General features: G+C 71.0%; 21 protein-coding genes and 1 tRNA gene. 7 read left to right on the top strand and 15 right to left on the bottom strand.

All coding sequences use genetic code 11. The features are described 5' to 3' along the window. Positions 1 to 61 precede the first annotated feature (61 nt). Entirely contained in the window at positions 62 to 655 is a 594-nt protein-coding gene (locus ABZ532_RS11570) for a TetR/AcrR family transcriptional regulator (protein WP_361281278.1), read from the bottom strand. A gap of 195 nt (positions 656 to 850) precedes the next feature. Between ABZ532_RS11570 and ABZ532_RS11565 the strand changes: the two genes are divergently transcribed. Further along, the gene (locus tag ABZ532_RS11565) at positions 851 to 4,132 is read left to right on the top strand and encodes a S41 family peptidase (protein WP_361281276.1); all 3,282 of its coding nucleotides are present in this window, start codon (positions 851 to 853) and stop codon (positions 4,130 to 4,132) included. Positions 4,133 to 4,219: 87 nt separating this feature from the next. Here ABZ532_RS11565 and ABZ532_RS11560 read toward each other — a convergent pair whose 3' ends face one another. From ABZ532_RS11560 to ABZ532_RS11545, 4 genes are all read right to left on the bottom strand, one after another. After that, positions 4,220 to 4,456, bottom strand: a complete 237-nt coding sequence (locus ABZ532_RS11560) for a hypothetical protein (RefSeq protein ID WP_361281274.1) — start codon at positions 4,454 to 4,456, stop codon at positions 4,220 to 4,222. 128 nt (positions 4,457 to 4,584) lie between these two features. Continuing rightward, positions 4,585 to 5,466, bottom strand: a complete 882-nt coding sequence (locus tag ABZ532_RS11555) for an SDR family oxidoreductase (RefSeq protein WP_361281271.1) — start codon at positions 5,464 to 5,466, stop codon at positions 4,585 to 4,587. Next, positions 5,463 to 6,401: an alpha/beta hydrolase gene (locus ABZ532_RS11550; protein WP_361281677.1), complete on the bottom strand. Its 939-nt coding sequence runs from the start codon at positions 6,399 to 6,401 to the stop codon at positions 5,463 to 5,465. Before ABZ532_RS11550 ends, ABZ532_RS11555 begins: the two co-directional genes overlap by 4 nt. A gap of 8 nt (positions 6,402 to 6,409) precedes the next feature. Then, positions 6,410 to 8,017, bottom strand: coding sequence for an NAD(P)/FAD-dependent oxidoreductase (locus ABZ532_RS11545; protein WP_361281269.1), 1,608 nt, complete (start codon positions 8,015 to 8,017; stop codon positions 6,410 to 6,412). A gap of 198 nt (positions 8,018 to 8,215) precedes the next feature. Between ABZ532_RS11545 and ABZ532_RS11540 the strand changes: the two genes are divergently transcribed. Beyond that, positions 8,216 to 8,866: a MerR family transcriptional regulator gene (locus ABZ532_RS11540; RefSeq protein ID WP_361281674.1), complete on the top strand. Its 651-nt coding sequence runs from the start codon at positions 8,216 to 8,218 to the stop codon at positions 8,864 to 8,866. A gap of 148 nt (positions 8,867 to 9,014) precedes the next feature. Here ABZ532_RS11540 and ABZ532_RS11535 read toward each other — a convergent pair whose 3' ends face one another. Then, the gene (locus ABZ532_RS11535; protein ID WP_361281267.1) at positions 9,015 to 9,824 is read right to left on the bottom strand and encodes an exodeoxyribonuclease III; all 810 of its coding nucleotides are present in this window, start codon (positions 9,822 to 9,824) and stop codon (positions 9,015 to 9,017) included. Between the two features lie 49 nt (positions 9,825 to 9,873). Here ABZ532_RS11535 and ABZ532_RS11530 point away from each other — a divergent pair, with 49 nt between their 5' ends. Beyond that, positions 9,874 to 10,350, top strand: coding sequence for a GNAT family N-acetyltransferase (locus tag ABZ532_RS11530; protein ID WP_361281265.1), 477 nt, complete (start codon positions 9,874 to 9,876; stop codon positions 10,348 to 10,350). Positions 10,351 to 10,480: 130 nt separating this feature from the next. Then, complete coding sequence (locus tag ABZ532_RS11525) at positions 10,481 to 11,458, top strand: peptidase (protein WP_361281263.1); 978 nt, start codon at positions 10,481 to 10,483, stop codon at positions 11,456 to 11,458. 75 nt (positions 11,459 to 11,533) lie between these two features. On the opposite strand, the gene ABZ532_RS11520 is transcribed toward ABZ532_RS11525, so the two are convergent. Beyond that, a complete protein-coding gene (locus ABZ532_RS11520) occupies positions 11,534 to 12,733 on the bottom strand; it encodes a helix-turn-helix domain-containing protein (protein ID WP_361281261.1) in 1,200 nt (399 codons plus the stop codon). 135 nt (positions 12,734 to 12,868) lie between these two features. Here ABZ532_RS11520 and ABZ532_RS11515 point away from each other — a divergent pair, with 135 nt between their 5' ends. Together ABZ532_RS11515 and ABZ532_RS11510 are read left to right on the top strand one after the other, a co-directional pair. Then, positions 12,869 to 14,053 carry a lactate 2-monooxygenase gene (locus tag ABZ532_RS11515; RefSeq protein ID WP_361281259.1) on the top strand — a complete coding sequence of 395 codons (1,185 nt, stop codon included), beginning with the start codon at positions 12,869 to 12,871 and terminating at the stop codon, positions 14,051 to 14,053. Beyond that, positions 14,050 to 15,036: an NAD(P)-dependent oxidoreductase gene (locus tag ABZ532_RS11510; protein WP_361281256.1), complete on the top strand. Its 987-nt coding sequence runs from the start codon at positions 14,050 to 14,052 to the stop codon at positions 15,034 to 15,036. The genes ABZ532_RS11515 and ABZ532_RS11510 overlap by 4 nt, the downstream gene beginning before the upstream one ends. Positions 15,037 to 15,214: 178 nt before the next feature. Here ABZ532_RS11510 and ABZ532_RS11505 read toward each other — a convergent pair whose 3' ends face one another. From ABZ532_RS11505 to ABZ532_RS11495, 3 genes are all read right to left on the bottom strand, one after another. Further along, on the bottom strand, positions 15,215 to 16,171 hold the full coding sequence (locus tag ABZ532_RS11505) for an aldo/keto reductase (RefSeq protein ID WP_361281254.1): 957 nt from the start codon (positions 16,169 to 16,171) through the stop codon (positions 15,215 to 15,217). 26 nt (positions 16,172 to 16,197) lie between these two features. Then, on the bottom strand, positions 16,198 to 16,602 hold the full coding sequence (locus tag ABZ532_RS11500) for a TIGR03618 family F420-dependent PPOX class oxidoreductase (protein WP_361281252.1): 405 nt from the start codon (positions 16,600 to 16,602) through the stop codon (positions 16,198 to 16,200). 282 nt (positions 16,603 to 16,884) lie between these two features. Beyond that, positions 16,885 to 18,048 (bottom strand): nuclear transport factor 2 family protein, encoded by a 1,164-nt coding sequence (locus tag ABZ532_RS11495; RefSeq protein ID WP_361281250.1) that lies wholly within the window; start codon positions 18,046 to 18,048, stop codon positions 16,885 to 16,887. A 95-nt stretch (positions 18,049 to 18,143) separates the two neighbouring features. Here ABZ532_RS11495 and ABZ532_RS11490 point away from each other — a divergent pair, with 95 nt between their 5' ends. Next, positions 18,144 to 19,082: a LysR family transcriptional regulator gene (locus ABZ532_RS11490; protein ID WP_361281248.1), complete on the top strand. Its 939-nt coding sequence runs from the start codon at positions 18,144 to 18,146 to the stop codon at positions 19,080 to 19,082. A gap of 170 nt (positions 19,083 to 19,252) precedes the next feature. Here ABZ532_RS11490 and ABZ532_RS11485 read toward each other — a convergent pair. The 5 genes from ABZ532_RS11485 to moaC form a co-directional block, all read right to left on the bottom strand. Beyond that, positions 19,253 to 19,326: transfer RNA gene (locus ABZ532_RS11485), tRNA-Ala, on the bottom strand. A 107-nt stretch (positions 19,327 to 19,433) separates the two neighbouring features. Then, entirely contained in the window at positions 19,434 to 20,456 is a 1,023-nt protein-coding gene (glpR, locus tag ABZ532_RS11480; RefSeq protein WP_361281246.1) for a gephyrin-like molybdotransferase receptor GlpR, read from the bottom strand. Between the two features lie 142 nt (positions 20,457 to 20,598). After that, the gene (locus ABZ532_RS11475) at positions 20,599 to 21,204 is read right to left on the bottom strand and encodes a GNAT family protein (protein ID WP_361281243.1); all 606 of its coding nucleotides are present in this window, start codon (positions 21,202 to 21,204) and stop codon (positions 20,599 to 20,601) included. Between the two features lie 17 nt (positions 21,205 to 21,221). Continuing rightward, a complete protein-coding gene (locus tag ABZ532_RS11470) occupies positions 21,222 to 21,746 on the bottom strand; it encodes a MogA/MoaB family molybdenum cofactor biosynthesis protein (protein ID WP_361281240.1) in 525 nt (174 codons plus the stop codon). Continuing rightward, the gene (moaC, locus tag ABZ532_RS11465) at positions 21,743 to 22,246 is read right to left on the bottom strand and encodes a cyclic pyranopterin monophosphate synthase MoaC (RefSeq protein WP_361281238.1); all 504 of its coding nucleotides are present in this window, start codon (positions 22,244 to 22,246) and stop codon (positions 21,743 to 21,745) included. The genes ABZ532_RS11470 and moaC overlap by 4 nt, the downstream gene beginning before the upstream one ends. Between the last annotated feature and the right edge of the window lie 6 nt (positions 22,247 to 22,252).

Here is a 22,252-nt window from a genome sequence, read left to right as displayed (position 1 = left end):
ATGACCAGCCGACGACGTGAGCGGTGACGCGTCAGGTGGGACTTTGTGGTGTTCGGGTGACTCAGGCGTCCTGGGCGGGGAGACCCAGGGCGGGCAGCACCACGGCGTCCAGATAGCTGTGGAGGAAGGCCGGGGTCATCGGCTGGTCCTCGATCAGCGGATGGGCGACGAAGGCGCCGACGAGCATGTGGGAGAGGAACTTCAGGGCGGGGTTGGCCGCGGAGATCTCCCCGCGGTCGATCGCCCGTTGCAGCATTCCGTCGAGCCCGGTGATCTCAGGCTCGATGAACAGTTCGCGCAGTGCCTGGAGCAGGTCGTCGTTCTCGTGGACCGCCCGGGCGAGGCCGCGCATCAGCGCGGTGTCCCGCTCCATCCGGCAGTCGTCGGAGAGCGCGACCATGGCGTGGAAGTCCCCGCGCAGGCTGCCGGTGTCGATCTCCGAGACGTCGACCGGCTTGCTGTTCCGCAGCGACCTGGCGACCAGCTCGGGCTTGCTCCCCCACTGGCGGTAGAGGGTGGCCTTGCTGGAGTGGGTACGGGCGGCCACGGCGTCCATGGTCAGGGCGTCGTAACCGACCTCGCACAGGAGATCGAGCACGGCGTCGTACAGCTCTGCCTCGCGCTCCGGCGTTAGCCTGGTGCGTGACGTTGCCATACCGACCTCCCGAACGAAACTGTTTCGTACAGTACGAAGATATCCCCACCATCAAGCGAAACGAAACCGTTTCGTACGTGTCCTCGACCACACCCCCGCACCCACCCCAGGCCACACATCAGTGCTCTGGAGGTTGCCCGAACGCGCCCCCTTCCACGAGTTGCCGGGCCCCGTGCGGCCGGGAAGCATTGGGGGGTGAGCGAAGACCTCGCGTACCTCCGTTATCCGCATCTGCACGACGACTTGCTGTGCTTCGCCGCCGAGGACGATCTCTGGATCGCCCCCCTGGCCCGGGAGGGCGTGCGCCCGGACCGCGCCTGGCGGCTCACCGTGGACCGGACCAGGGTCGGCCACCCGCGCTTCTCGGCCGACGGCAGCCAGATCGCGTACACGACCTGGCGCAGTCTCGATCCCGAGATCCATCTGGTGCCGGTCGACGGCGGGCCCGGGCAGCGGCTGACCTACTGGGGCTCGACCGACACGCGGGTGTGCGGCTGGGACCCCGACGGCAACATCCTCGCCGTTTCCTCGCACGGTCAGCCGTTCTCGTACTTCTCCTGGGCCTACAAGGTGCCCGCGGACGGCGCCCCCGGAAAACGGCTGCCCTGGGGCCCGGTCTCCGACATCGCCGTCGCCGACGTGGACGAATCCCACCGCACCCTGCTGCTCACCGGGAAGCCTCCGCACGAACCGGCCTCGTGGAAGCGCTACCGCGGCGGGGCGATGGGACGGCTGTATCTGCACGGCGAACGGCTGCTGCCGGACATCGGGGGCCACCTGGACTCCTGCATGTTCGTGGCCGGCCGGATCGCCTTCCTCTCCGACCACGAGGGCGTCGGCAACGTGTACTCCTGCCTGCCCGACGGCACGGACCTGCGCCGGCACACCGACCACGACGCCTTCTACGCCCGGCACGCGTCGAGCGACGGGCGCCGCATCGTGTACCAGTGCGCGGGCGAGCTGTGGATCATCGAGAACCTGTCCCCCGGCACCGGGCCGCGCAGGCTGGAGGTACGCCTCGGCGGGCAGCGCGCCGGGCGGCGGCCGTACCAGGTCCCGGCCGCGAGCCATGTCTCGGCGGTCGCGGTGGACACCACCGGCCGGGCCAGCGCGGTCTCGGTGCGCGGCAGCCTGTACTGGCTGACGCACCGCGACGGACCGGCCCGGACCATCGCGGACACTCCGGGGGTACGGGTGCGCCTGCCCGAGATGCTCGGCAACGGCGCGCAGATCGCGTACGTCACCGATGCGGAAGGGGAGGACGCGATCGAGATCGCGGACCTGCCGCGGGCGAGCGGGGACCGGCCGCCGCGGCGGCTGGCCTCGGGGAAGCTCGGCCGGGTGCTGGAGATGCATTCCGACCCGTCGGGTGAGCGGCTGGCGATCGCCTCGCATGACGGACGGCTGCTGGTGCTCGATGTGACGGAGGAGCAGGCGGAGGCGGAGGCCACCGACGAGGACGGCCGGCTCACCGAACTCATCCGCTCCGACAACGGCCCGGTCCGCGACCTCGCCTTCTCCCCTCATGGAAACTGGCTGACCTGGTCGCATCCCGGTATCGGACGAACCCTGCGCCAGATCAAGATGGCCAGGACGGACGGCAGCAGCCCCCGCACGATCGTGGATGTGACCAACGGCCGCTTCGAGGACGAGAATCCGGTCTTCACCCGGGACGGCCGCTATCTGGCCTTCCTCTCCTGGCGTGGCTTCGACCCGGTGTACGACGTGCACACCGGCGACCTGTCCTTCCCGCTGGGCTGCCGCCCCTATCTGGTCCCTCTGTCATCGGCGACCCCCTCACCGTTCGCACTGCTGCCGGACGGCCGCCCCGCGGCGGGCGGGCTCGACCCGGACGACACCGACATCGGCGAGGGCACGGCGATGGTGGAGGTGGAGGGCCTGGGGAGCCGGGTGACGCCCTTCCCCGTGTCGGCGTCCAAGTACTCGGCGCTGTGCCCGGTCAGCGGTGGCGGTCTGGTCTGGCTGCGCTGGCCGATCTCGGGGGCCCTGGGTGAGACCTTCGCCAACCCGGCCGACCCCTCGACCCGGCCGACGCTGGAGTACTTCGACATCCCCAAGGCCCGTAAGACCGAACTGGTGGCGCATCTGGACGGGTTCTCCGTGAGCGGCGACGGGACGCGGCTGGTGGTGATGGACGACGGGGATCTGCGTGCGGCACCCGCGACCGAGCCGGGCGACGGGGACTCGACCGTCTACATCGACATGCGCCGGATCCTGCACGACGTGGATCCGACCGCGGAATGGCGGGCCGCGTACGAGGAGGCAGGGCGGCTGATCCGGGCGTACTTCTGGGACCCGAAGATGTGCGGGATCGACTGGGACGGCGTGCTCGCCCAGTACCGGCCGCTCGTCGAACGGGTCGCGTCTCCCGACGAGTTCGCCGATCTGATGCGCGAGGTCCTCGGCGAGCTGGGCACCTCGCACGCATACGTGACGCCCGCGCGCCGCAATGAGGGCCCGCAGCACTACCAGCGGGCGATGGGCCTGCTCGGCGCCAATCTCGTACGCCGCGACGACGGCTGGACGGTCAGCCGGATCCTGCCCGGCGACTCCTCCGACTCCAAGGCCCGCTCACCGCTGGCCGGTACGGGCATCCGCGAAGGCGCGGTGCTCACGCATGTCGACGGCCGCCCCGTGGACCCGGTGGCGGGCCCCTTCCCGCTGCTGGCAGCGGCCGGCGGCACGACCGTGGAGCTGACCTTCCAGCCACCGGGCGGCGAAGGCACCCCGCGGCGCGTCGCGATCGTGCCCCTGGTGGACGAACGCCCGCTCCGCTACCAGGACTGGGTCGCCAAACGCCGCGAGGTGGTCCGCGAGGTGAGCGGCGGGCTGTGCGGCTACCTGCACATCCCGGACATGGGCGGCTCGGGCTGGGCGCAGTTCAACCGCGACGTACGGATGGAGGTGTCCCGCCCCGCCCTGATCGTGGATGTCCGGGGCAACGCGGGCGGCCACATCAGCGAACTGGTCGTCGAAAAGCTGATCCGCCCGGTCCTCGGCTGGGACCTGACCCGCAACGCCCAGCCCGTGTCGTACACCTCCACCGCCCCGCTCGGTCCGGTCGTGGCCCTTGCCGACGAGGCCACCTCGTCCGACGGCGACATGATCACCGCCGCCTTCAAGCTCCTCGGCCTGGGCCCCGTGGTCGGCCAGCGCACCTGGGGTGGCGTCGTGGGCATGACCGGCCGCCACCGTCTCGGCGACGGCACGGTGATCACGGTCCCGATGAACGCGGCCTGGTTCGACGCGTACGGCTGGGGCGTCGAGAACCACGGCGTGGACCCCGATATCTTCGCCGAACGCCCCCCGCTCGACTGGGCCGAAGGCCGCCGCACCGACCTGGACACCGCGGTCCGGGTCGCCCTCGACCGCCTCAAGGAACAGCCGGCGGCAACCCCGCCCGGCTACGACAACGTGCCCGACCTGCGCCGCCCGAAGCTGCCTCCGCGAAGCTGACGAACGGGGGCGCACCCCGTGCACAGGGTGCGCCCCTTCGCATCAGCCTCGTACCGCTCCACCGCTCATCGCGGTGACCGCGACGCGTCAGGCGTCGTGGTCCCGGTGCATGCGGCTCTGCGCCTCGTGCTCGGGGCGACGGTCGTGGTCGCCCATCTCGCGGGGCGTCTGCTTCCCCCGCGGCGACTGCGGCGAGCGCTGCTCATGGCGCTGCGGCGACTGGGGGCGCTGCGGCTCTTCCGGCCTGCCCTTGCTGCCCGGCTTCTGCTTGCCCTGGTCGGCGAGCTTCGCGGCCTTGTCCTTGAACTGGTCCTGAATACCCATCTGGTTCACTCCTAGAAGGGTCTGAGAGGTGAGGGGACCCCTGAGGGGTGCCCCGGCTGTAGGGAGCCCCTTGCGGGGCGCCCCGGCCTCAACCAGCCTGGCACGCACGGAAACCCTGCGCATTTCGATCAGTTACGCTGCGTACGTTCCTGCTCGTCAGCGGCCCCTCCGGCGCCCACGAGGCCCGTCCTCACCCCGGCGAGCCGGGACGCGAAGTGCTTCATGTCCCGCTGTCCGGCGAGCGCGATCAGGCCCGGCAGATATCCGCGCACCGACTGCATGCCCCGCAGCCACCACTGCCCGTAGACGTGCGGCGAGCGGCGCTCGACGCCCGCGACGATACGGTCCACGGCTGGTCCGAGCGGATACGTGCGGTTCGATGGCCACGGCAGCCGCTGCCTCAACTCCCGCATCACCTCGTCCTGGTCGGCTCCGCGCACCATGTCCGTGTCGGTCCACGAGAGATACGCGACCCCGACCCCGACGCCCCGGTGGCCGACCTCACCGCGCAGGCTGTGGGCGAATGCCTCAACTCCCGCCTTGGACGCGCAGTACGCCGTCATCATCGGCGCCGGGGCGATGGCGGCGAGGGACGCGATCTGGAGGAAGTAGCCGCGGCTCTCCAGCAGCACCGGCAGGAAGGCACGGCAGGTGACCGCACTGCCGATCAGGTTGACCTCGATGACACGGCGCCATGAGGCGGGGTCGGACTCGGCGAACGGACCGCCGGACGCCACACCCGCGTTGGCGACGACGATGTCGACCTTCCCGAACCGCTCCTTGACCTCCAGGGCGACCTGAGCCATCGCCGCCTCGTCGGTGACATCGGCATGCCAGTAGTCGGCATCGGTGTGCAGACGGGCGGCGACCCCCTTCAACTCGTCCGGTTCGAGGCCGACCAGCGCGATCCTTGCGCCGCGCGCCGACAGCTTGCGGGCGAGCAGCTCGCCGACTCCGCGCGCCGCACCGGTGACGACGGCCACCTGTCCTTCGAGAGCGACCCTGCTCATACCGCCTGCTCCTCTGCCTTGGGGGATGCGTCCTGGCATACGTCCAGGTATACGTCCGCGAGCGACCTGATCAGGGCCGTCACCGCCTCCGGTGCCTCCACCGGCGTCATGTGCCCCATGCCGGGGAGCTCGGTCAGGTCCACGCACTGCGGCAGCGCCTCGGCCACCGCCCGGGCGTGGACGACGGGGGTGAGCCGGTCGGCGGTGCCGGCGATCACGGCGGTCGGTACGGTCAACCGCCGGACGCCCGCGTCGAGATCGAGCTCCTCCAGCACCCCTGCCCAGGCCACCCGGGTCCCCCTCGGGCAGGCGTGCACGATACGGGCGCACTCGTCGACCCGCGCGGGCGCGGAGCCGGGGCCCATGGTCGCGTACCGCAGGATCCGCCTGGAGACCGGAGTGACGGGGCCGAGCGGGGCGGACGAACCGAGGATCGCGGCGGTCAGCCGGGTACGCAGCCGGCCCGGGCGCATCGGCAGCACCAGCGACTCGTGCACCAGCCGCGAGCTGCCGGTGCTGCACAGCAGGACCGCCGCCGTGTGCTCGGTGAACCGTGGCCGTCCGGCAGCCGCCATGATCGTCATCCCACCCATGGAGTGCCCGGCGAGCACCGCCTTGGTGCCCCGTCCGAGCGTGGCGGCGAGCACCGCCTCCAGGTCGTCCGCGAGCGCTTCGGTGCTGTGGCCGCCCCGGGCGGCGGCGGGGCTGCGGCCGTGGCCGCGCTGGTCGTAGGCGATCACACGGTGATCGGCGGCGAGGTCGCGTATCTGGGCCGCCCAGAAGTGGGTGGAACAGGTCCAGCCGTGGGAGAGGACGACGGCCGGGGCGTCCTCGGGGCCGTGGAGCTCCACATGGATGCGGGCACCGTCGGCGGAGACCGCGGTCAGCTCACGGGCCGCGACCGGCGGGGGCACGGCCGGGCCGGTGCGCTTCATCAGACGGCTCACTTCGCCTCCTCGGCGGGCAGTTCGGCTGTTCCGGAGGTGGGGCCAGGGTGGTCGCGGGAGGTACCCGGCGGGCGGATCACCTCGTACTCCGCGAGGTCCACCTCCTGGGTCGCCCGCCGGAACTCCCCTGTCGTTCCAGGCCAGATGGTGGTGTTGCGACCGCTCGCGTCGAGGTACCAGCTCGTGCAGCCCCCGGTGTTCCACACCGTGCGCTGCATGCGCGTCTGCACCCGCCGGTTCCAGGCTCCGACGGCCGAGGGGCGTGCGGCGAGCGCGACCCGGCCGCCCAGGACGTCCAACTGGCGCAGAAAGTCGGCCATGTAGTTGAGCTGGGACTCGATCATCAGGATCATCGAGCTGTTGCCCAGTCCGGTGTTGGGGCCGATGATCGTCATCCAGTTGGGGAAGCCCGCCGCGGTCGCACCGCGCAGCGACTGCATCCCGCTCTTCCACGCGTCGGCCAGGGTGATGCCCTCGGCGCCCACGACCCGCTCGGCGATCGGCATGTCGGTGACATGGAAGCCGGTGCCGAAGATGATCGCGTCGACCTCGGCCTCGGTCCCGTCGGCGGCGACGACGGTGCTCCCGCGTACCTCTGCCAGCCCCGAGGCCACGACGTCCACATTGGGCCTGGCCAGCGCCGGGTAGTAGTCGCTGGACAGCAGGATCCGCTTGCAGCCGATGCGGTAGGACGGGGTCAGCTTGGCCCGGAGCTCCGGGTCCTTGATGGACGCCGCCATGTTGGCCTTGGCGAGGGACTCGATCAGGCCGAGCTGGTTCGGCCGCTTGGTGAAGGCGCTGACCTGCAACTCCCGCATGCCCCAGAGCAGTCCGCGGCGTACCGACTGGGTGACCGGAAGCCGGCGGTGCAGCAGCCGCTCGACCCCGGTGATCCGCCGGTCCATCCGACGCATCACCCACGGCGGGGTGCGCTGGAACAGGGTCAGCCGGCCGACCTTCGGCTGGATCGCCGGCACGATCTGGATCGCGGAGGCGCCGGTCCCGACCATCGCGACCCGCTTTCCGCGCAGGTCGTAGTCGTGGTCCCAGCGGGCGGAGTGGAAGACCCTGCCGGGGAACTCGGCGAGCCCGGGGATCTCGGGCATCTTGGGGTCGGACAGCGGGCCGGTGGCGGAGACCACCACGTCGGCGGTCAGCGTCCCCGCGGTGGTCTCGATCTCCCAGCGCAGGGCGTCGCCGTCCCAGCGCATCATCGTCACCTCGTGGTGGAAGCGGATGTGCGGCCGGAGGCGGAAGGTGTCGGTGACGTGCTCCAGATACGCCCGGATGTGCTCCTGCCCGGAAAAGGTGCGCGGCCAGTCGGGGTTGGGGGCGAAAGAGAACGAGTAGAGGTGGGAGGGCACGTCGCAGGCGCAGCCCGGATAACTGTTGTCGCGCCAGGTGCCGCCGACGGAGCCTGACCGTTCCAGGACCACGAAGTCGGTGATCCCCTCCCGGCGCAGCCGGACCGCCGCGCCCAGGCCGCCGAATCCGGATCCGATCACCGCCACGCGTACGTGCTCGTGCCGCCCGCTCCGCTCATGCCGTGCGTGCTCGTGCCGCCCGCTCCGCTCATGCCGCGCGCGCTCGTGTCGCTGGCCCATGCCGCCGCCCCTCCCGTCCCGCAAACACCCGCCGAACCCCGCCAGCAATCACTGGCATGGTGGGGAGAGTAGAGCCTCGGCATACCCAGCGGTAGGGGGCGGACCGAACAAGTTACCCGCGGTACAACATACGCTTGGCGACGTGACGGACGAGCAGCGCGAGGATAGCGAGACCCGCGGATGACCCGCGAATACCGCATGGCGGAGCTGGCCAAGGAGGCCGGGATCACGGTGCGCACCCTGCGCTTCTATCGCGAGCGCGGACTGATACCGCCGCCCCGCAGGGAGGGCCGCATCGCCTGGTACGACGACCGCCACCTGGCCCGCCTGCGCACCATCGCGGCCCTGCTGGAACGGGGCCACACTCTGAGCGGTATCGCCGATCTGGCCGCGGCCTTCGACAGCGGCCGCGACGTGGGCGAGGTGCTCGGCCTCGGCGAACCCACCGAGGAGACCCCGGTGCGGCTCACCCCGGAACGCCTCGCGGACTACTTCGAGGGCGGCGAGGTCACCCCCGAGAACCTCGCCGCGGCCCTCGACCTCGGCTATCTGGCCACCGACGGCGAGGAGATCGTCCACATCAGCCGACGGCTGCTCGACGTCTCATCGGCCCTGGTGAAGGAGGGCGTGCCGCTCGCCGCGGTGCTGGCGGCCGGTCGCCAGGTGCGCACCCACGCGGAGTCGCTGGCGGCGCTGTTCGCGGACCTGCTCCGCACGCACGCCTCGGGCACCGACATCGCGCGGCTGCGCCCGCTGGCGAAGAGCGTCGTGGAGGCGGAGCTGTCCATGGCCCTGGACCGGCGACTGCGCGAGGAGCCTCCGGCCCAGTCCCCGGTCGAGAGCGACTGAGGCAGGCTGCGCAGTCCCTTGGCGCCTCGGCCCTCTGCCCTCTTGGTCCCGTGGTCCCGTGGTCCCGTGGTCCCGTGGTCCCGTGGTCCCTGTCCGGGAGTATCGGCGCGCCGGCCGCAGGACGCCTGCCCCGGGCACGCTACGCGCGCTACACCTCGAAGACCGCCGTCACCGGCGCGTGGTCGCTCCAGCGCTCGGCATGGCTGGCCGCCCGCTCCACGTATGCCTTGACGCACTTCCCCGCGAGCCGGGGCGTGCCCACGAGCAGGTCGATGCGCCAGCCGGTGTCGTTGTCGAAGGCACGGCCCCGGTAGGACCACCACGAGTACGGGCCTTCCTGTTCGGGGTGCATCGCGCGGACGACGTCCACGTAACCGGCGTCGTCAGCACCTGAGCCGTAGACCCGGCTGAGCCAGTCGCGCTCCTCGGGGAGGAAGCCGGAGTTCTTCTTGTTGCCCTTCCAGTTCTTGAGGTCGGCCTCCTGGTGGGCGATGTTCCAGTCGCCGCAGACCAGCACATCCCGGCCCTCGGCCGCCGCCCGCTCCTTCAGGGCCTTCAGATAGGGCAGGAATTCGGCCATGAAGCGGTACTTCTCGTCCTGCCGCTCGGTGCCGACCTCGCCCGACGGGAGGTAGAGGCTGGCGACGGTGACACCGGGGAGGTCGACCTCCACATACCGGCCCATGCCGTCGAACTCCTCGCTGCCGAATCCGGCGCGTACCGCGTCCGGCTCGCGCCGCGAGTAGACGGCGACACCGGCGCGGCCTTTGGCGGCCGAGGGCACATGGGTGACATGCCAGCCCTCGGGCTCACGTACCTCCTCAGGGAGCTGGTGCGCCTCGGCGCGTACTTCCTGGAGGCAGATGACGTCGGCGGAGGTCCCTGCGAGCCACTCGGCGAAGCCCTTCTTGGCGGCAGCACGCAGACCGTTCACATTCACGGAGGTCACTGTGAGCATCCCGGCACTGTATCCGAGACACCTAGTGCACAAATGTACGATCGGTCGCATGGAAATCCGGCCGACCACCTTCGATCATCCCGACGCCGTCAAGCTCAACGACGAGGTGCAGCTCGAGTACGTCGCGCGCTACGGCGGAGGCGACGCCACCGTGCTCGACCCGGCGATGTTCGTCCCGCCGCGCGGGCTCTACCTCATCGCCTACGACGGGCTGGGGCGGCCGGTCGCCACCGGCGCCTGGCGTGCCCAGGACGAGAATGACGAGGCGTACTCGGACGGCGACGCCGAGATCAAGCGCATGTACGTGACGCCTGCGGCCCGCGGCCTCGGTCTCGCCCGCCGGATCCTGGCGCTGCTGGAGGAGGACGCGCGCGCGGCGGGGCGCAGCCGGATGGTGCTGGAGACCGGCACGGAACAGCCGGAGGCGATCGCGCTGTACACGTCCAGCGGCTACGAGGCATGCGCGAAATTCGGCCACTACAGGCATGGCGACCTCAGCCGCTGCTTCGCGAAGCCGCTCGCGTAAACGTGCATCGTTCACCGATGGAGAATCTGACGCGCTCCTGACAGAACCAGTGCTGCCATGGCACTCTGCCTCACGCACGGCATTCCGCACCGCTCTCATCCCCCACCTGCCCCGGCAGAAGGAGACATGCGTGAGACGCCATCGCACAGCCGCAGGCATTCTGTTAGCCGTCGGCGCCCTGCTCACGGGCGGCCTGACCACCGCCGCCACGGCCAACGCCGCCGGCACCACCCCGGCGCCCGTCCCGGCCCGTGGCACATCGGCCGCCGAGCAGCAGCAGGCCCGTACCTTCTGGACCGCCGACCGGATGCGCAGCGCCACCCCGCTCGACCTGCTTCTCACCCCGAGCCAGGCGAAGAAGCTCAAGGCCCCCAAGCAGGGCGCCACGACGACGACCATCGCCTCAACGGCCGCCGCCCCCACCGCCTTCCCACAGGCGGGTGGCGCCTGGACCGGCGGCGGGGCCGTGGTGAAAACCTCGGGACGGGTGTTCTTCACCTTCCAAGGCCGTACGGCCTCCTGCTCCGGAAACGCCGTGACCAGCCAGAACGCGAGCACGGTCATCACGGCCGGGCACTGCGTCAAGTACCAGGGCAGCTGGCACACCAACTGGGTATTCGTCCCCGCTTACGACAACGGCCAGGCGCCCTACGGCCAGTGGACCGCCTCCAAGACGCTGACCACCCCGCAGTGGGAGGCCACGGAGGACATCAACTACGACGTCGGCGCCGCGGTGGTCGCCCCGCTGAACGGCCAGAAGCTCACCGCGGTGACCGGTGCGCAGGGCGTGCAGTTCAACGGTGGCTACAACCAGAAGATGTACGCGTTCGGCTTCCCGGCCGCCGCCCCGTACGACGGCACGAAGCTGATCTACTGCAGCGGCAACAGTTCCAAGGACTGGCTGTTCACCCAGGACCACGGCATCGCGTGCAACATGACCGGTGGCTCCAGCGGCGGCCCCTGGTTCGCCGGGTTCAACGAGTCGACCGGCACCGGCCTCCAGGCGTCGGTGAACAGCTTCGGCTACGTCTTCATCCCGAACCGCATGTTCGGTCCGTACTTCGGCAATGACGCGAAGGCGCTGTACGACAAGGCGCAGGCGTCCTGAGTACATGAGCATCTGAGGCACACGCGGCGGGCCGGTGGGGATTCCGTTCCCACCGGCCTCGCCTTTCCGTGTGCGTCACCCCCCCGCCCCCGTCATCACCGTACGGGCGATGTCGAGCGTGAGCCGCTGCCAGGGGTCACGCGGATCGCGGCCCGTGAGCTCGCGGATGCGGCGCAGCCGGTAGCGCAGGGACTGCGGGTGCAGATGCAGGGCCCGCGCGGCGGCGGTGGCCGAGCCGGCGTCGACGTACGCGGTCAGGGCCACCAGCAGATGCCGCTGGCCGGGGTGGGCGAGCGGACCGAGCACGAGGCGGCCGATCCGGTCGGGGGCCGCGACGGGGTGCCCGGCCAGCAGGGCGAGTACATGCGCGTCGGCCTCCGTGAGCACCCGCTCCGGGTGGTGGGCGTGCACGGGCGCGGTGTCCAGCGCGTCCACGGCGAGGCGGTGGGCGACGGCGATCCGGTCCAGACTCTCGCCCCCGACGGCGCAGCCCCGCCAGCCGCGCTCCCGCAGTGCCTTGGGGACATCGGCGACGGCGGCGGGCAGCAGGAGCACGGCCCGCTGACCACGGGTCGTCGCGATCGGCGTGCTCGCTCCACCGGTGGGCGCGGTGTCCCCGAGCGAGGCGAGCAGACCGGTCGCCGCGTCCTGGGTGATGTACGGCCCGCCGTCCGGGTCGACCGGCTCGGCCACCAGCAGGCAGTACGGATCGGGGAGCTGGACCCCGAGCCGGGCCGCCCGGTCGGTGAGAGCTCCGACCGAGGCGTGCCGCCCCGCGATGAGATCGTCGAGCAGCAGCCGCAGAGCCTGGTCGCGATCACCCGCCAGATGCTCGCTGGCCGCCGCGTACGCCGTGGCCATCACCTCGGAGAGCGTGTCGAGCGCCGCCAGCAGCTGCCGGGTGAGCGCGAAGGCATCGTGCGCCGTGAGCCGGGGAGCGTGGGCCGCGATCTCGTCCACGATCACCGCCGCCGCGACCCGGTAGGCGCGCAGCACGGCCTGCACCGGGCGGCCATCCGCGGCGCGCGCGGCCGCGATCCCCCGGAACCGTCGCAGGTCCGCGGGCCCCAGCTCACCGTCGTCGGCCCACAGCCGCAGCAGCCGCTCGAGCGCCCAGGCCGCGATGGCGCGTACCTCCGGCAGTCTGCTGCCGTCGAGCGCGGCGTATGCCGGGACCTGTCTGTGCACCACGTCGGTGATCCGCTCGACCACCCGCTCGACCACCCGCGGATCGTCGGCCAGCCCCTGCACGACCCTGTCCCGCTCACTTGTCACCTGGTGATAATCGCAGCGGCCCGATGTGCGCACCAGCACGGCCGCGTCTGGACGCCCCTTGTCACTGTCGCAAGGATCGGCACGTGCAGCGCGCGCAGTCCCACGAGTCTCGAGGACGAGAGGCGGACCACAGGTATGGCCACGCACTGGGCGGACTTCCAGTACGAGATCTATCTCCACGGCATGACCGGAGCCGTACCGCGGCTGCCCACCGATCTGAGCAGGCTGGAGGAGCTGGCCGAACACCGCCTCGGCCCCGGCCCCTTCGGCTATGTGGCGGGGAGCGCGGGCAACGGCAGCACCGCCCGCGCCAACCGCGCCGCCCTGGACCGCTGGCGCATCGTGCCGCGTGTGCTGCGGGACGTGCACGAGCGGGATCTGTCGGTCGAGCTACTGGGACGGTCGGTCCCGGCACCGCTGGCGCTCGCCCCCGTGGGGGTGCTGTCGATCATGCACCCGGACGCGGAGTGCGCCGCGGCCCGCGCGGCGGCGGCCCGCGGAGTGCCGTACATCCTGTCCTCGGCGTCGAGTACGCCCATGGAGCAGGTCGCCGAGGCGATGGGCGACGGCGAACGCTGGTTCCAGCTCTACTGGGCCAAGGACCGTGAGGTGACGGCCAGCTTCCTGGCACGGGCGAAGGCGGCCGGGTTCACCGCGATGTTCGTCACCCTGGACACCCCCCTGCTGGCCTGGCGCCCCCGCGATCTCGACCAGGCGTATCTGCCGTTCCTGCACGGGGTGGGCACGGCCAACTACTTCAGCGACCCCGCCTTCCGGGCGGGTCTCGCCAAGCCGGTGCACGAGGACCCGAACGCGGCCGTGATGCACTTCGTGGGCATGTTCGCCGACCCGGCCAAGACCTGGCCGGATCTCGCTTTCCTGCGAGAGCACTGGGACGGTCCCATCGTGCTCAAGGGCATCCTGCACCCGGACGACGCCCGGCTCGCGGCGGACGCGGGCATGGACGGCGTGGTGGTCTCCAACCACGGCGGCCGGCAGGTCGCTGGGTCCGTGGCCGCGGCCGATGCGCTGCCACGCGTGGCCGAAGCGGTCGGCGACCGGCTCACTGTGCTCTTCGACAGCGGCATCCGCACCGGTGACGACATCGTCAAGGCCCTTGCACTCGGCGCCGGCGGGGTGCTGGTGGGCCGCCCGTACGCGTACGGACTCGGCCTCGACGGCCAGGCGGGCGTGGAGCACGTCATCCGCTGTCTGCTCGCCGAGCTCGACCTCACTCTCGCCCTGTCCGGACACTCCGGCCCCACCTCGCTGAGCCCCGACGACCTCGTCTCCGACACCCCTGTGGAGGGATCCGCATGACCGCCCCCGCCGACGCCGCCAAGCACATACTCGCCGTGGTCCCCCCTCACATGGGCGGCCGTGCCGCCGGGGCCGCGCTCGCCGGGCTCGTCCCCGGCGCCCGGGTGACCGTGGTGGAGGCCACGGACGAGGACCCCGCCGCCCTGCGCGAGGCGCATGTCGTCATCACCGGCCTCGGGCCGGTCACCGCGGACCACATCGCCGCCGCGCCCTCGCTGGAGCTGGTGCAGTGCGCGAGCCACGGCTACGACTACGTCGACAAGGACGCCGCGCGCGCCCGCGCCATCCCCGTCTGCAACATCGGCTCCAGCGGCGCGGAGAAGCAGAACGTGGCGGAGCAGGTCTTCGCCCTGATGCTCGCACTCGCCAAGCAGCTGGTCCCGGCCCACACCGCGCTCGTGGACGCAGACTGGGCTCTGCCGCGACTCCAGCAGTCGATCACCGAGCTGTCCGGCAAGACCCTCGGCATCGTCGGCCTGGGCCACATCGGCCAGGAAGTCGCCCGCCGCGCGCTCGCGTTCGACATGACCATCCTGTACACCGGTCCACGCCGGGTCGCCCCGGAGACCGAGGCCCTTCTCGGCGACGCCCAGCACGTCCCCCTGGAGGATCTGCTGCGTACCTCCGACTACATCAGCCTCCATGCGCCACTGACCGATGAGACACGTCATCTGATCAACGCCGAACGCCTCGCCCTGCTCAAGCCCACCTCCTTCCTCGTCAACACCGCTCGCGGCGCCCTCGTCGACCAGGACGCCCTCGCCGACGCCCTGACCTCGGGCACCCTGGCGGGCGCGGGCATCGACGTCTTCGACCCCGAACCCCCGACCGCCGCCCTGCGCCTGCTGAAGGCTCCGAACGTGGTGCTGTCCCCCCACGTCGGCGGCGTCACCCGGGAGACCCTGGTCCGCATCGCCCTGGCAGCGCTCCAGAACGTCGTCGACTACCTGGACGGCAAACCGCCGCGCGATGTGACTCCGTGACGGCTGCCCTCTTCAGCGCGCCACGCACCCGGGAAGCAGCGACACCCGGGTCCGGGGCGAGCTGATCTGGGCGCCACTGCGGGCGGCTGTACGGGATCCGGGCACGTGCGGCATCGGGCACGAGCACTGCCCCGCCACCGCCTGACTCCCCCTCTACCGTCTGGCTCCCCCTCCTGCCTCAGGGCAGCGGAACCCCGCGTGCCGCCAGCCAGATCGCGTACCACTCCTCGTGACTGAGCTCGGGTCGCCGGCCCATGGCTCCCCGGCAGGCGCGGATGCGCTCCGGACTCGCCGTGCCGATCACGGGTGCGATCCGCGCGGGGTGCCGCTGCAACCACCACAGCAGGATCGTCTCCGGAGTCGTGCCCTTCGCCTCGGCCAGGGAGGATATGAGGCGCCCGGTGGCGTGCTCCTGCGGGCTGTCCTGGCGTCCGGTGAACCGTCCCTGCGCCAACGCTCCCCATGCCTGGAGCTCGATCCCCTGCTCCCGGCAGAATTCGAGCGTCCCGAAGGGGAAGCCGTTCGCCGCCGCCTCGGACGTGTTGACGGCGATCCCGGCCTCGAGCCACTCGCGACGCAGCAGACTCATCTCCAGCTGATTGGCCACGATGGGCACTTCCAGGCGCGCCTGGAGCGGAGCTATCTGCGCCGCCCCCATGTTGGACACCCCGAACCGCCGCACCACGCCCTGCCGGTGCAGTGACGTCAGCGCTTCGGCGATGTCGTCGGGGTCGGCCAGCGGGTCCGGCCGGTGCAGCAGCAACACGTCGATGACATCGGTGCGCAGCCGCTCCAGGCTCTCCTCGACCCGCCGCATGATGGTCTGCCCGCGCAGGTCGTAGATCCCGGGGTTCGCGCCGTCGGCGAGCCGGATACCGCATTTCGTCTGAATGACGATCCGCGCACGCAGCCCCGGAGTGCGGGCGAGCACCTCCCCGAAGACGGATTCGGACTTTCCGTGCCGGTAGATGTCGGCGTGGTCGAAGGTGGTGATCCCGATCTCGAGCGCGGCTATGACAGCGGCCTCAGCCGCGGCGATGTCCTCGGCGCCGTAGGCCTCGGCACCCCATGTGCCGCCAAGTCCCATGCACCCGTACAGCAGTTGCCCGTCCTCGGGCGTCCTCTTCGCCGTCACCCCACGTCACCCTTCGCACATTTCCCTCAGACGTTGCCCATGGCACGGTCCAAAGCGATCTCGACAAGTATGCGATCGGGGTCAGGACCCGGCGTGCGGCCGTATCTCTCGGCGTACCGTGCCACGGCGTCGGCGACGGCCCCCGGCTCGGTGCGGACACGGGCGACGCCTTCCAGGGTGGCCCAGCGCCCACGGTCCACCTGGCAGACCGCGACCCGCGCGGGCCTCGCTCCGGAGGCCACGAGATGGGCGACCTTCCTGCTCGCCTTGCGCGTGATGATCCTGGCGATACGGGCCGCGGGGTCGTACGTCACCCCGACCGGAACGACATGCGGGCTTCCGTCCGGGCGCAGTGTCGTCAGCGTGCACAGGTGCGGCTCCTTCCAGAATGCGAGGTACTCGGGACCGGGGGCGCGTGGGTCGATGGCCATGACGCCAGATTAGTCCGCCCAGCTTTGCACTTGCCAAGGTCTTGGCAAGAACTCGCCAGACGGCACAAGCCTCCCGCCCCACCTGCCTCCAAGACAGCATCAGCCCCAAAGCCCCCGCATGACCCGCGGTCCGCGAAGACCCCGTGAACACCGAAACCCCGCACGGTCCGCTTCGGTCCGAGCGGGGCTCCCAGCGTGAAGGCCGGACCGGCGCCGCACTCACCGGCCCGGAGACCCGGTCCACCGCGAAGACAGAGCTCGCGGAAAACCGCTCACGTCTCCTCAGGTTTGCCGGTGGTAAGCCTTGTTGGCGATGCGCCAGCCGTCGTCGACGCGGACCAGCAGGAAGATGTCGGTGAACGTGTCCGCACCGTGCCTGAGCGTCATGGTCGCGGTCGCGACCGTTTCATGAACGTCAATGGCGTCGATACAGCGAGAGCGCGTCGCTTCGTCCGGGGCCGGCCGCCCCTGGAAGACAGGAAGACCGCAGTACTCGTCCAAGGGCCACGAGACGAAAGCGCCTTCCCGGATTCCCTCGATGTGAGCGGTCGGCAGGAAGGCGTCGCGGAAATGACTCGAGTCGCCCGTGGCATGCCCGCGGATGTAGGCGCGGAGCGGCTCGAGCACGGCGTCGTCCACTGCGGGTGCGGTGGCCGCAAAGGCGATGTCGGCCTCAGGGTCGGCAGAAGTGCCGGCCAGATCGGCCGCACTGCGCAGGGGGGCGTCCGAGGCGGCCGCCAGCAGAGCCATGTCCTTGGCCAGCGCACCGATCGTGAATTCCGCCGCGGCAGCGGCCGGCTGGTCGGCGAGGAAGGCCCGCTTGCGCGCCACCAGCCCTCCGAGCTGACCGAGCTCGAGGACGTCCAGCACCTGGGCACGGGGCAGGCCGAGGGCGTCGGCCTGACGCAGTGACTCACGCAGAGCGAGGACGGCACCGGCGAGGCTGCTGTTGGCGACCAGCTTGAGCGCGGCGGCGGCGGCCGCGTCATCGACGCGTCGCACGGTGCCCAGCGCTTCCAGCACCGGGCGGGCTCGATCGAGCGTGCCCTGCTCGGCGGCGGCGAGGATGGACAGGGTTCCGGCAGCGACTACCGGCACCGAGCCGACCACGGGCGCGTGCACGTAGGACGGACCGAACTCCCGTGCCAGCTCCGATGCTTCGGCAGGAGCGATGGTGCTGGTGTTCAGCACGATCGCGTCCGTGCGCAGCGAGTCACGGACATCGTCCAGCACCTCCCGGCAGGCCGGGCCGTCGAACAACGCAAGGAGTACGAGGTCGGCCTTCGCCACGGCGTCTTTAGGGTCCCCCGTCGTGGTGACTCCGTCCGAGCTGTGCCCGGAGCGTGTCCAGCCGACAACGTCCCAGCCCTGCGCGGACAGTCGGGTCGCGAAGGCGGTGCCCATCCGCCCCAGGCCGAGTACGGCAATGGTCTTTGGAGTGGTCATACGCGCCAGCGTGGTGCATCGCCACTGCTGCGACAAGCGCAGAAGTCGCAGGACAGCCCTGCGGGACGCGCATACCGAAAAGGCATACTGAGCCCATGGAACTGACCGTGTGGCGAACCTTCGTGACGGTTTGCCGGCTCGGTTCGCTCTCGGCGGCAGCCGCCGAACTGCATCACACGCAGTCCGCCGTATCCCGCCAGATCGCCGGACTGGAGCGGCAACTCGGCGTGCCCCTGATGGAGCGCCATGCGCGCGGCGTGCGCCCGACACCGGCCGGCGAGGTGTTCCGCCACCACGCCGTGGCCACACTCAATGAGGCCGACCGTGCCGTACGCGCCGCACGAGACGCCGGCGGCAGAGCGTACAACCGGCCGTTGACCGTCGGCGCGACACCCTCTCTTGCCGCAGGCGTCGTCCCCGAGGCCATCCGTGGCCTGCTGGAGCAGACCGGATCCATCCGCTGGAGCCTGCGCCCCGGACTGAGCGCCCAACTGCACCAGCGCGTGATCGCCGGAGATCTCGACATCGCCGTCGTCACCGACGCACCACCGGGGCTGCCCCACGACCTGCGGGTCGAACGGTGGTTCCTCGGGCTTGACGACATGGTCGTCGCCCTGCCCGTCGACCATCCACAGGCCGGTAGCGGCCCTGTGCACATGCGGAGGCTGGCCGACGAGATCTGGGTCGAGGACAACGACGGCTCGGCAGCGCTCCTGCGCCAGCACGCCGCCCGCGCCGGAGTCAGCGTCCGCATAGACCTCACCGCGGCCGATCTGCTCGGCAAGCTGGCCCTGGTCGCAACCGGCCATGCGATCGCGCTGATCCCCGGCGTGCTGACCTGCGCGCTGCGAACGGACGTCACCACCGTGGGCCTGGTAGACCCCCCGACCCGCGGCATCTACACGATCACACCACGCCGCGCCCCCCACCCCTGCGCAGCGCCCCTGCGCGACCGGCTCGCGGCAGCCTTCGCCGCGTTTCCCGAACCGGTCCGCCGTGGTGGCTCCCGTCCGGGACTGTCCGTGGGACCGTGAAGGTCCGTGCCACGGCAAACGAGCTCGCGCGCGAGAGCCTGTGGTTCACTCCTGGCCACTCCCGACATGCACCATGCGCATCGCGACGCGCAGGTCCATTGCTGCATTTCACTGCTGTAGGGCACGTCAAAGCCCCTGCCGGATTTCCCCGGCAGGGGCTTCACGTGTTGTGGACCTGAGGGGATTTGAACCCCTGACCCCCTCGATGCGAACGAGGTGCGCTACCAGTCTGCGCCACAGGCCCTTGCAACGAGTGAAACCCTAGCATCCCGATCGGGGTGCTTGGAAATCCGTTCCTCGCAGGTCACCCGAGGCACGGTACCCAAGGCGCTCCGGGCTTCTCGGTGAATGTCACTCGTTGGCCGCGCGGGGGCGGTCGTCGTCGGCGTACTGGTCGAAGAGCGGGGTGCGGCCGTGGTCGCGGGTGCGGCGCGGGGGTGGGGTGGTGCGCTGGCGGGGCGGATTCGGGGGGGCCGGTTCGGCCGTGGAGGAGCGGGACGCGCTCCAGGTGTCGGGATCCGTGACATCGATGCCGCCGGCGGCGCGGGGGGCGACCGGGGCGGTGACATACGTGGGGAGGGGCACCGGGACCGGGTCCCAGCTGTCGCCGCGGGCCGGGCCGGGGTCGCGCTGCTGGTCGACCCATTCGGCGTGGTCGGTCTGCTCGACCAGGGCACGGCGGCCCGCCTCCTGGCGGGAGATCCTCGGGGCCGGCTCCGGGGCGGGGTGCGCCTCGGTCTGCTCGTCCGCTTCCACAGCGGCGGGCTGCCGGGTACGGGAGCCCTTCTCCCGCAGGCGCTGTGCGGCTGCCTCGGCACGGCGCCGGTCCATGACGTAGACGAACCGGCGGCGCTCCTGCGCCCGCAGATGCGCGATGTAGGCGCTGAGCAGGACCGCCGGGGCGGCGGGTGCCCACAGCAGGTGGAGCCCGCCGACCGCGGCGACGATCGCGCCGAGGGTGAAGGCGAGGAAGAGCAGCACCGTGGTGCGCCTGCGGCGCGCGAGCGCCTTCGAGCGCCGGGCCCGCGCTGCGGCCGCTCCGTTGGGGCGCGGTCCACGCGCCGGGGGTCGGATGCGCGCCTCGGTAAGGGCCGGGGGCGCGGCGAAGGACCGGACGTCGACGGAACTCGGTGGTTCCGCCCCGGCGTCCGGATCGGCGTCGGCGGTCGCCTCTTCCTCCGCGGTGCGCTCGCGCAGCTCCTTGGCGTACCGGCGCTCCATACCTGCCCGGCCGGACAGGAGCCGGATGGCTGTGCTGAAGCGTTCCGTCGGACGAGCCTCGTTGAGCTCGTCCTGCCTGCGGAGCCACATGGGCACCAAGTAGGCGGCCCAGGCCCCGACGATGACTGCGTAGATGAGGCCGCTGCTGCTCACGCCTCACACCGTAGAGGGGTTCGCGCGACGGCATCGGCCAATTGGCCCGGTGTGTCGCACGATCTGGCTGATATCACTGACTTTTTTTGTGATTCTTAGGATCGCCCGACGATCGAGTCGCACATAAATTCGAACAACTTTTTCATTTCTCGCGCCGGGCTGCGCGTCCCTGGTGCCAGCGGCGCAGCAGTCCCTCCGGCACCTCCTCGGCTGTGAGCGCGAAGACCAGATGGTCCCGCCATCCGCCGTCGATATGGAGATAGCGGGGCCGCATGCCCTCTTCCCGGAATCCGAGTTTTTCGACGACCCTGCGGCTCGGACCGTTCTCGGGCCGAATGCACACCTCGATGCGGTGCAGCCCGACCGCCCGGAAGCAGTGGTCGACGGCGAGCGCGACGGCCGTCGGCATGACCCCGCGTCCGGCGACATCACGGTCGACCCAGTAGCCCACGTGACCCGAGCACATCGAACCCCAGGTGATCCCGGCCACCGTCAGCTGACCGACCAGCCGTCCCTGGTACTCGACCACGAAGGGAAGCATCCGGCCGGAGTGGGCCTCGGCCCGCAGATGGCGGACCATCTGGCGGTACGTGGGGCGCTGCGCCATGGGCGCACCGGGGGCCGGGGGCGGGATCGTCGCCTCCCAAGGGCGCAGCCAGTCCCGGTTGCGCTGGTTCACCTCGCGCCAGGCACGCTGGTCGCGCAGCTTTATCGGGCGGAGGGTGACATCACCGTCCGTCAGAACCACGGGCCAGCTGTGTGTGTTCAGAGCGAGCTCCCGGGGTGGCCCGAGGTTCTCGGGTGGTCGCCTCCGTGGATCTGGTCCACGGCATGCCGCAGGATCCGGGCGAGGACGTCGAGCCCGTCCCGTACCCCGCCCGTCGATCCCGGCAGGTTGACGATCAGGGTGCGGCCACCCGCGACACCGGCGAGACCACGGGAGAGGGCCGCCGCGGGGACTTCGGCCAGCCCGTGGGCCCGGATCGCCTCCGGGATGCCGGGGATCTCGTAGTCCAGCACCCGGCGGGTGGCGTCAGGAGTGCGGTCGGTCGGTGAGACGCCCGTGCCCCCGGTGGTGAGGATGACGTCGTACGCCGCGGCGACACCTTCGCGGAGGGCGGTCTCGACCGGGTCACCGTCGGGAACGACCCTGGGGCCGTCGGTCTCGAAGCCCATCCCGACGAGCCCCTCGACGAGCAGGGGACCGCCCTTGTCCTCGTACACACCGGCGGAGGCGCGGTTCGACGCGGTCACGACCAGGGCGCGATACCGGTGGGCGCCGGGGCTCACCGTCCGTCCTTCCCAGCGGCCTCCGGGCGCGACCAGTCGCCCGACTTGCCGCCTGTCTTCTCCTCGACCCGTACATCGGTGATGACCGCGGCCTTGTCCACGGCCTTGACCATGTCGACGACGGTCAGCGCCGCCACCGAGACCGCAGTCAGGGCCTCCATCTCGACCCCCGTCCGGTCCGTGGTCTTCACGGTCGCCCGGATCTCCACGGCGTCGTCGGCCACAGCGAGATCCAGCTTCACACCGGAGAGCGCAAGCGGATGGCACAGCGGGATCAGCTCAGGAGTGCGCTTGGCGCCCATGATGCCCGCGATACGGGCGGTGGCGAGGGCGTCACCCTTGGGTACGCCCTCACCGCGCAGCAGCTCGACGACGCGCGGCGAGACGAGGACCCGGCCGCTCGCGCATGCGGTGCGCGCGGTGACGGCCTTCTCGGAGACATCGACCATGCGGGCCGCCCCCGCCTCGTCGATGTGGGTGAGTCCTTGCTGCGCACTCATTGCTGT

Source organism: Streptomyces sp. NPDC019396 (genome assembly GCF_040632375.1).
In the GTDB taxonomy this organism is placed as follows: Bacteria; Actinomycetota; Actinomycetes; order Streptomycetales; family Streptomycetaceae; genus Streptomyces.
This window is presented reverse-complemented; position numbering and strand designations above follow the sequence as displayed.

Coding starts and splice junctions, on each gene's coding strand:
- ABZ532_RS11570 (WP_361281278.1), bottom strand. CDS start 655: ATGGCAACGTCACGCACCAGGCTAACGCCGGAGCGCGAGGCAGAGCTG.
- ABZ532_RS11560 (WP_361281274.1), bottom strand. CDS start 4,456: ATGGGTATTCAGGACCAGTTCAAGGACAAGGCCGCGAAGCTCGCCGAC.
- ABZ532_RS11555 (WP_361281271.1), bottom strand. CDS start 5,466: ATGAGCAGGGTCGCTCTCGAAGGACAGGTGGCCGTCGTCACCGGTGCG.
- ABZ532_RS11550 (WP_361281677.1), bottom strand. CDS start 6,401: ATGAAGCGCACCGGCCCGGCCGTGCCCCCGCCGGTCGCGGCCCGTGAG.
- ABZ532_RS11545 (WP_361281269.1), bottom strand. CDS start 8,017: ATGGGCCAGCGACACGAGCGCGCGCGGCATGAGCGGAGCGGGCGGCAC.
- ABZ532_RS11540 (WP_361281674.1), top strand. CDS start 8,216: ATGGCGGAGCTGGCCAAGGAGGCCGGGATCACGGTGCGCACCCTGCGC.
- ABZ532_RS11535 (WP_361281267.1), bottom strand. CDS start 9,824: ATGCTCACAGTGACCTCCGTGAATGTGAACGGTCTGCGTGCTGCCGCC.
- ABZ532_RS11530 (WP_361281265.1), top strand. CDS start 9,874: ATGGAAATCCGGCCGACCACCTTCGATCATCCCGACGCCGTCAAGCTC.
- ABZ532_RS11515 (WP_361281259.1), top strand. CDS start 12,869: ATGGCCACGCACTGGGCGGACTTCCAGTACGAGATCTATCTCCACGGC.
- ABZ532_RS11510 (WP_361281256.1), top strand. CDS start 14,050: ATGACCGCCCCCGCCGACGCCGCCAAGCACATACTCGCCGTGGTCCCC.
- ABZ532_RS11500 (WP_361281252.1), bottom strand. CDS start 16,602: ATGGCCATCGACCCACGCGCCCCCGGTCCCGAGTACCTCGCATTCTGG.
- ABZ532_RS11495 (WP_361281250.1), bottom strand. CDS start 18,048: ATGACCACTCCAAAGACCATTGCCGTACTCGGCCTGGGGCGGATGGGC.
- ABZ532_RS11490 (WP_361281248.1), top strand. CDS start 18,144: ATGGAACTGACCGTGTGGCGAACCTTCGTGACGGTTTGCCGGCTCGGT.
- moaC (WP_361281238.1), bottom strand. CDS start 22,246: ATGAGTGCGCAGCAAGGACTCACCCACATCGACGAGGCGGGGGCGGCC.